General features: G+C 58.6%; 1 protein-coding gene. It reads left to right on the forward strand.

Annotation, left to right across the window (positions count from 1 at the left end):
- The coding region (locus tag GTGU_RS26245; protein WP_038163774.1) for a phage baseplate assembly protein at positions 1-560 on the forward strand (560 nt) is incomplete at its 5' end.
- Between the last annotated feature and the right edge of the window lie 24 nt (positions 561-584).

Below are 584 nucleotides of genomic sequence, written 5' to 3' on the forward strand. Positions count from 1 at the left end.
GGGCCGGGGTGGCGCTGGTGTATGGCGAGAATATCCTTGCCGCCCGTGGCCGGTTCAGCTGGCGCGAGCGTAACAGCCAGTACATCGTCAAGGGCACCAGCAGCGCGGGCGGCAGTACGTGGGATGACCAGCCGGTCAGCGTTATCGGCGGACGTCAGACCATCGTCGACGACAGCGAAATCAACCGTTACCGCCCGAAGATCCTGGTCAATGAAGACAGCCTGACCGTGGGCGGCGCGAGCACACGCGGTGAATGGTACAAGGCCCGTATGCAGGGCGAAGCGAACAGTACTGAAATCACGCTGGCAGGCTGGCGTGAGAACGGGGATACCGGTCCGTTGTGGAAGAAAAACCAGCAGGTGGATATTGACGATCCTGTCCAGAACCTGAAGGTGACATGGCTTATCAAGAGCGTGACCTATACCGAAGGTGAAAACGGCCGCCTCTGCGTTCTGACGCTGGTGCCACCGGAATCTATGGATTTGCCGAAGGTCAGCGACAAGAAGAAAGGCGGGAAGGGTAAAGGTAAGAAAGCGAAAACGGTGGCGACATGGGACTGAATCCGGCGAATTTTTCACGCACAG

The sequence above is a fragment of the Trabulsiella guamensis ATCC 49490 genome, from assembly GCF_000734965.1.
Lineage (GTDB): Bacteria > Pseudomonadota > Gammaproteobacteria > Enterobacterales > Enterobacteriaceae > Trabulsiella > Trabulsiella guamensis.